1 protein-coding gene is annotated in these 9,318 nt (G+C 35.3%); it reads left to right on the top strand.

The features are described 5' to 3' along the window. Nucleotides 1-280 precede the first annotated feature (280 nt). Nucleotides 281-8,728, top strand: a complete 8,448-nt coding sequence (locus tag RYK07_RS05765) for an SIALI-17 repeat-containing surface protein (RefSeq protein WP_314852862.1) — start codon at nt 281-283, stop codon at nt 8,726-8,728. Nucleotides 8,729-9,318 lie beyond the last annotated feature (590 nt).

Genomic DNA, 9,318 nt, shown 5'->3' with positions numbered 1-9,318 from the left:
CCGAACGGCACGTACGGTGGTGTGAGAGGGGCTAGAAATTAGCCCCTACTCGATTTTAGGAAGATTTTTTTATAAAAGAGGGAGTATGAATTTCAGAAAACACAATTAATTTATTGTTTCACAAATTTAATAGATAGAAAAATATATAATTATGAAAATAGCTTAATTTTAATAGATTTTTAATGATAATACTATTGAAATTCACAAATGATAAGAGTAACATAAAACTGATATACTGTCATTTTTATGCTTATTTAGGAAGAAAGGGAGAGGAGAAATCATGTTTTTTTACAATAAAAATCATCAAGTGAATGAAAAAAGACAAAAATTCTCAATTCGAAAATATAAAGTAGGGACATTCTCAGTAGTAGTGGGAGCATTGTTCTATTTGAATGGTATTTCAAATATGGTACAAGCTACTGAAGTGCCCGGAAATACTCCAACAACATCGGTTGAGGAAAAACAGTCGGAAGAAGCAACGAAGGAGAAAGAGTCTAAACAGGAAGTTGTAAATACAGCTGTCACTCATCCTACTGTAGAAGAAAAAAAGGTAGCAGTAGAAAAAACAAACGAAGCAGGGGAAAAAGCTAAAGTTGAAGATTCGGTAATAGCAGGAAAAACAGAAAATGTAGTATCAGAGCCTACACTATCCAAAGTTGAATCAAAGGAAAAAGAGGAAGGATTAAAGAAAACAGCAGACAATCAAAAAGATACTGTGGAAAATAATCCTTTAGTTACAGAACTTCAAAAAGTAATACAAGAGGGAAATGCACTAACGAATACTATTCATATTGCATTTAAATTAGAGTTAGAACAGCTTACTAAAGAAGTTGAAGAAACAGCTAAAACTCCAAAAAATATCACAAAAGAAGTTATTAAACAATATCAAGAAAAAATTCAAAATCTTAAAAAGAATAATGATGAGTATCAAAAAGTTTTAAATGAAAAAGTAAATAAAATCAAAGCACTACAAGAGGAGATTAACAGCATTTCTTCTTCTATTGAGTATACTTTTGAACCAGAGGAAAAAGCTCTCTTAACAGTTTCAGGAGAGTTTTCAGTTTCAAGACAAACAATTGAAGAAGCGAACGGACTTATTACTTCTTTAAAACAATTAAGAAATAAAGTAGCTAATCGCATGACTCGAGGGCACTCTGGTAAACGTGACCCACGAAATGGTCAACCGATTGCTGGTAAGGATGAGAGTGGATTTAGAGCGATTTGGATTTCGCCGATTGCTAATAAATATGAAGGTAGTAATACATTAGTAAATGAAAGTAAAAAAGAATTAACATTTTATAATTCAGATACTTTATTTTCGGTAATGACAGCATATGGCAAAAGAGGAAATGGGGAGCCGTTAGTAAGATATCAGTATGGTCCAAAACGTGGTGAGGAAGATCCTACTCCATATTATGTAAAGCGAGTAGGAATTATTAGTGGTCTAAATCAAGTTAATGGTTTAAAACTACGTGTGGCCTACAAAAATTTCCAAACAGGAAAGAAAGAAGAAGTGGATATTGCTGATAAGTATTGGAATGTAAATAATCCTGAAGTGCAAATGGCTCTTGTTGGAACTATAGGGAATGGTGGTAATGTAACACCAGGTACTTATCATATTACAATTGGGGCGAACGGTACACATAAGCAAAATACAATTACCTATACTCTAACTATTAAACCTCAAAGTGAACGTAATACTGTTAGAAATCTAACACCTACTTATGTCGATGATGTCCGTCATTTAACGGAAACAGAAAAAAATGCTTTGATTGAAAAATTTAAAGCTGAGCATCCAAATGTTGTTAATCGTGCGAATCATGTTGACTTTGACCATGCTGAAGTATCAGCTGATGGCGCAACAATGACTATCCATTTTAAAGATGGATTCAATCCAAAAACAATCCAAACAAATGCGACAAATGATGTAGAAGCAAAACATTCTAGTTTGACGGCTTATTTTGGGGATTCAAAAGAATTATATACAAATCCAAGAGAATTAGTACGCTCAAAAACAGGACATGAAGTACCAACAACAGCGCAAGTAACGTATAAAACACCGTTTAATTTGCAACAGGCAGGAACAAGAAACGTTGTAGTAACGACAACTTATGAAAATGGGGTAATAAAAGATGTAACGACTCCTTATACCGTTTTAGACTTTATTGGAAAACAAGATAAGAAAATTAATCAAAATCAATCTGGTGAACTAGGAGATGCGAGAAATTACGTAACTGTCTCTGATAATTCAGCATTCCCAAGCGAATTAACGGTTCGTTGGAAAGGTGGTTCTACGGTAGATACTTCTACTGCAGGTTTCCAGCATAAAGAAATTGAGATTCTTCGTGGTAATCATTTAATGAAAACGGTGAATATTCCAGTAGAAATTGTCGATAATATTAAACCAACCATTACTGCACCAGATAATATTACATTGACGAGATTAGAAGGATTACCTAGTGAAATCAATATTAAAGCTCAAGATAATGATAAAGGAGTAGGGCTTAAGGATGGAACTGCTGTTACTGTAGAAAATCTTCCTGCACCTTTAACGTATAATGCAGCAAAATCTAAAATTGAAATAAATGGTGTTATTCCGAATAACTTCCAACTTGGTAAATCAAGTATTCAAGTGACTGTTAAAGCGGTTGATAAAAAAGGAAATACTGCGACTAAAAATATTACTTTCCATATTCAATCTCAAACACAAAAATATACAGCAGTTGCTAATCCTCAAATTCAAGAAGTAAGTTATGGGGAAGCTCCTGATGCAGGAACAAGTATTCAAAGAAATGGATTACCAACAGGTACAAGATACGGATGGGTAACAACACCTAATACGACATCAGGCCCTGGAGTAAAAACTGGTGTAGTAACAGTAACTTATCCAGATGGTTCAACAGATACAGTAACTGTAACCGTGAAAGTCCGTAAACTAAGTGATGAACATATACCAACTGGAAAGACAATTACTGTCAATCAAAATGATCCAGTAACGAATGATAGATTAAAAGCAGCAGTAACAGTGAATAACGGTGGAACTAGTAAAGTGAAGTCAGTCACTGCATCTCCTATTAGCACTGTGCATGCAGGATCACAAACCATAAAAGCGACAGTTACCTATTTGGATAATACTACTGATCCAGTTGATATTCCTCTAGAAGTAAAAGACGTAATTGCTCCAACGATTCAAACACCAACAGAAGGTCAAACATGGGAAATCACAGCATTAGATAAAACATTGCCTCCTATTAATGTAGCGGTTGCTGATAATCCTGGAGGAAGTGGAATTAAAAGTGTTTTTCCAATTAACTTACCAAGTTTCTTGAAATATGATAAAGCAACAAGTAGTATTGTTTTCCAAGATGGAGAAAGTGAAGTTCCAAAATTAACTGGAATTAATCGAACTACAAGTAATATAACATTACGTGTGGAAGATAATGCAGGAAACAGCAGTGAACGTATATTTAGTATTGTTCGAATGACTATGGCTGAGAAGTACAATCCTCAAGCAAATGCGACGATTCAAGAAGTGAGCCATGGTGAAACTCCTAATGCAAAAACTAGTGTCAATACAGGAGGAGTACCAACTGATGCTCAATATACATGGAAATCAATTCCAGATACGAGCAGACCTGGGAATAAAACAGGAGTCGTGAAAGTTACTTATCCAGATGATTCAGTAGATGAAGTAACAGTTACTGTAAAAGTTCGCAAACTAAGTGATGAGTATGAACCTACCGCTACGAAAATTGTCAAAAATCAAAATGATACTATCTCAAATGAAGACTTAAAATCTGCTGTAACAATTAATAAAAACGGTAATAGTAAGGTTAAAATGGTTACTCCAGTTGGTACAATTAGTACTGCTGAAGCAGGGAATAAAGAAATTTCTGCAACGGTAACCTATCTTGATGATACAACTGATACGGTGAAAATTCCGTTAGAAGTAAAAGACGTAACTGCTCCAACGATTCAATCGCCTACAAATGGTCAGAATATCGATTTAATAGCATTAGATAAAGCATTTTCTCCAATTAAAGTAACTTCTAAAGATAACACAGGAGGAAGTGGTATTCAGTCAACAACGGTAACAGACTTACCAGATTTCTTAACATATGATGATGCGACTAAAACGATTAAGTTCAAAGAGGGCACTCAAGAAGTTCCTAAATTACCAGTTGGTACAGATTCTCAAACACATACTGCTACTATTCGAGTGACAGATAATGCAAACAATAGTAGTACTTCACAATTAACTTTTACTGTGAAATCAATGACTACAAAATATGATGCAACAGCTAATCCAGACAAACAAACAGTAAGTTATGGAGTAACTCCAGATGCAGGAACAAGCGTGAATAAAACAAACTTACCTGAAGGAACAAGTTACGCTTGGAAAACAACACCAGTAACGACAGATGGACCTGGAGAAAAAGATGGTGTAGTAGAAGTAACGTATAAAGACGGTTCGAAAGATATCGTAAATGTAAAAGTTACTGTAAAAGAATTAAGTTCAGAATACGAAGTGAGTGGAGCACTAATTGAAGTAAATCAAAATGATCCAGTAACAAACGACGACTTAAAAGCAAAAGTAACTGCAACTTCAAAAGACGGAAATGTGAATGGAACTGATAAGATTTCAACAGTTACAGCACCTACAATTAGTACAGCAAAATATGGTGAACGAAACATTAGTGCTACAGTAACTTTCAAAGATGGAACAACTAAAGAAGTAACCATTCCATTGAAAGTTAAAGACGTAACGAAACCAACTATCTCAGCACCAGCAGAAAATACAAACTGGGAAATGACAGCATTAGACAAATCTTTACCAAATATGGAAGTAAGAGCTGAAGATAATGAAAACGGTAGTGGAATTAAAAATGTCACTGTAACAGGATTGCCTGATTACCTAGAGTATGATAGTGCAACAAACACTATTAAATTCAAATCAGGAAAAGAAGCTGTAGAAAAATTACCAGAAAATACACAAAGCCAAGAATTTACTTTAAACATTCGAGCAGAAGATAAAGCAGGAAATGTTAGCGAAAGAACGGCGAAAATTACAGTATCTTCAATGAGTGCGAAGACTAATCCTACGCCAATTCCACAAAATACAAGTTATGGACAAGTTCCAGATCCTAATGGAAGTGTAGATAAAGCAGGATTACCAGAAGGTACAACTGTAACTTGGAAGACACCACCTGTAGTAAGTACACCGGGTGTAACAACGGGTGAAGTCGAAATTACTTATCCAGATGGTTCAAAAGATGTAGTGACAGTAAATGTAACAGTGAGAAAAGTAAGTGAAGATTTTACAGCGACTGGAACACAAATTGAAGTGAATCAAAATGTATCAGTTACTCCAGAAATGTTAAAAGGAGCAGTAACTGCGACAAATGCGCAAGGTGAGAATGGAAATGCCAAAATTGCAACAGTTGAAGCCAAGACAACAATTAACACTGAGGCATATGGAGAACAAATAATACAAGCAAAAGTAACATATATTGATGGTTCAGAACAAGATGTTACGATTCCGTTGAAAGTAAAAGATGTAACGAAACCAACTATCTCAGCACCAGCAGAAAATACAAACTGGGAAGTAACAGCATTAGACAAATCTTTACCAAATATGGAAGTAAGAGCTGAAGATAATGAAAACGGAAGTGGTATTAAAAACGTTACTGTAACAGGGTTACCTGATTATCTAGAATATGATAGTACAACTCACACTATTAAATTCAAATCAGGAAAAGATGCAGTAGAAAAATTAGCAGAGAATACACCAAGTCAAGAATTTACTTTAAATATTCGAGCAGAAGACAAAGCAGGGAATGTTAGTGAAAGAACAGCAAAAATTACAGTGTCATCAATGAGTGCGAAGACTAATCCTACGCCAATTCCACAAAATACAAGTTATGGACAAGTTCCAGATCCTAATGGAAGTGTAGATAAAGCAGGATTACCAGAAGGTACAACTGTAACTTGGAAGACACCACCTGTAGTAAGTACACCGGGTGTAACAACGGGTGAAGTCGAAATTACTTATCCAGATGGTTCAAAAGATGTAGTGACAGTAAATGTAACAGTGAGAAAAGTAAGTGAAGATTTTACAGCGACTGGAACACAAATTGAAGTGAATCAAAATGTATCAGTTACTCCAGAAATGTTAAAAGGAGCAGTAACTGCGACAAATGCGCAAGGTGAGAATGGAAATGCCAAAATTGCAACAGTTGAAGCCAAAACATCAATTAATACTGAGGCATATGGAGACCAAACAATACAAGCAAAAGTAACGTATATTGATGGTTCAGAACAAGAAGTTACAATTCCATTGAAAGTTAAAGATGTTACGGATCCAACAATTCAAACACCAGCAGAACATACAAACTGGGAAATGACGGCTTTAGATAAAACGTTACCTCCTATGAAGGTTGAGGCAAAAGATAATGCAAATGGTAGTGGAATTGCTACAATTGAAGTGAATAATATGCCTTCATTCTTAACATTTGATCAAGCTTCTGGAACAATTGTGTTCAAAGAGGGTGTTAGAGAAGTACCGAGAATTGATTCTGACAATGTAATGTATGGTGTAACGATAGTAGCTAGAGATAAGGCTGGAAACTCTACGTCGAAATTAGTGAATATTACAGTTTCATCAATGCGTGGAAAATACACACCAACTGGAATCCCTCAAGAAGTGGACAATGGACACGTACCAGATCCAGAAACAAGTGTAAACAAAACAGGGTTACCAGAAGGAACAACTGTTACATGGAAGACAAGGCCAGATGTTAGCACACCGGGTAGTCATCCAGGAGTAGCGTTAGTTCATTATCCAGATGGAACGGAAGATGAAGTCGAAGTACCTGTCACAGTTAAGAAACAAAGTGACACGTTCAATCCAACGGCAAAAGAACCGAACCAAACGGTTCGTCATAAAGAAGTACCAGATCCAGAGAAAAGTATTAATACAAATGACTTACCAGCAGGAACAAACTATAGCTGGTCAGAACAACCAGACACAAGTAAACCAGGAAGTAAGACAGGAAAAGTATTAATCACATATCCAGATAAGAGTACGGAAGAAGTGACGGTAACGGTAAACGTAACGCCACAAAAAGATGAATACACACCAACTGGAATCCCTCAAGAAGTGGACAATGGACACGTACCAGATCCAGAAACAAGTGTAAACAAAACAGGGTTACCAGAAGGAACAACTGTTACATGGAAGACAAGGCCAGATGTTAGCACACCGGGTAGTCATCCAGGAGTAGCGTTAGTTCATTATCCAGATGGAACGGAAGATGAAGTCGAAGTACCTGTCACAGTTAAGAAACAAAGTGACACGTTCAATCCAACGGCAAAAGAACCGAACCAAACGGCTAAACACGGCAGTGAGCCAAGTGCAGAAGGAAGTATCAATACAGATGGCTTACCAAAAGGCACAACGTACACATGGGTAGAAAAACCAGATACAAATTCAACACCAGGAAGTAAACCAGGAAAAGTATTAATCACTTACCCAGATAATAGTACGGAAGAAGTACCTGTAATGGTTGAAGTAACGCCACAAAAAGACGATTACGATCCACAACCAAAAGCACAAACGGTAGAACATGCTCAAGTGCCATTGGCAAAAGATAGTGTTGATAATGCTAAAGACTTACCAGAAGGTACAATATTTGAATGGAAAGATGGAAATATTCCAGATACTTCTAAGCATGGTGAGAAAAAAGGAGTAGTAACTGTTACTTATCCAGATAAGAGTACAGAAGATGTTGAAGTTACAATAAATGTAAATCCAGAAGACTTCACTCCAGTAGTTCCAAAAGGAAAAGTACCAGTGAAAGATCCTGATAATTTAACACAAGAAGAACAAGATAAAGTGAAGGAAAACGTGAAAAAAGCAAATCCAGGAAAAGACATAACTGTTGATTCAAAAGGTAATGTAACAATCACTGATCCGGAAACAAAAGTCAGTCATACTATTCCTCGTGATGAATTGTTATTTGCATATGCAAAAGGTGTACCAGAAATTTTGGAAGTACCAGAATTCAGCGGAGGAGTAAGTACCCCAGATTCTCCAATTTATGAAGTGCCAGAATTTAATGGTGGAGTGAATGGAGAACCAGAGACTCAAGAAGAAGTCCCAGAATTTAATGGAGGAGTAAATACTCCAGATACTCCAATTCATGAGGCTCCAGAGTTTAATGGAGGAGTGAATGGAGAATTACCTGATCCAGTAGAAAGTCCAAAAGTCAAATTAATTATGACAAGATGGATTGATGAAAATGGTAATGAGTTGAAACCAGCAGATGCAAAAGCACCTAAAGTTTTAGGAGAAGAAAATGAAGCATTTGAACATGGTGAAATTGAAGGGTTCGAATTCTTAAGAACAGAGAAAAATAAAGATGGAGATATCGTAACTCACATCTTTAGAAAACGGGAAGTTCTTGAGAATCGAGTTAGTGAACCGAATAGAAATATCTATACGAATGTAGAAGAACCACAACAAACACCAGATGATGCTCATTCAACTCAAGCTTCAAGTGAACAACAAACAAATGAAGATAGAGTTGCTCGTCAAACTCAAGAAAAACAACAAATCCTTCCAAAAACTGGTATGGGTAGTGAATTGCGAATATTCTCTAGTGCAGTTGCTTCTATTCTTTTAGGATTAGGATTTATGATTCCTAGAAAAAAAGAAGAAGAGGAATAAATAATATAACTGAATAAAGAGAGAGTTCGATAAATCCTGTTAGTGAGAAATCACTGACAGGATTTTTTATATAACAAATGAAAATTAAAAATGTATTAATACATATAATTCCAACAAACGTATAGTATTCAAGAGTTTGATGTATGAAATTTTATATAATTAATATTTCTTTAATGAAAGCCCTTTATTATCTAATTTTTTCACCCAAGGGGAAAATCTATTGATTTTAGTTTGAGATTTGATATTATATATCCTATACCATACAGGTAAGATTAATATGTGCTTTGTGAAAAGTGATTTTTTACACGATTTTCATAACTTAAATAATATATATTTTTAGCGATATATATATAATGAGTCCGAAACGAAATTTTATGCAAAGTTCATAAATATATCTACCAAATAGAAAAAAGAGTAGCTGCATGGAAAATATATCTTACCCATTACCCGTAATTAATACCTCAAAAATATTTAACTCATGCAGCTGCAACATTTTTCTAAGATGATTACTTCATGAAGGAGGATGAATCTAGTAAGTAAAAGTTGAATAGAAACCATACATAGCAAATCTTATTGGTGAAAGATTGCCA

The sequence above is a fragment of the uncultured Granulicatella sp. genome, from assembly GCF_963528315.1.
GTDB lineage: Bacteria > Bacillota > Bacilli > Lactobacillales > Aerococcaceae > Granulicatella.
Note: the sequence above shows the minus strand (reverse complement) of the source record. Positions and strands in the feature narration are given on the sequence as shown.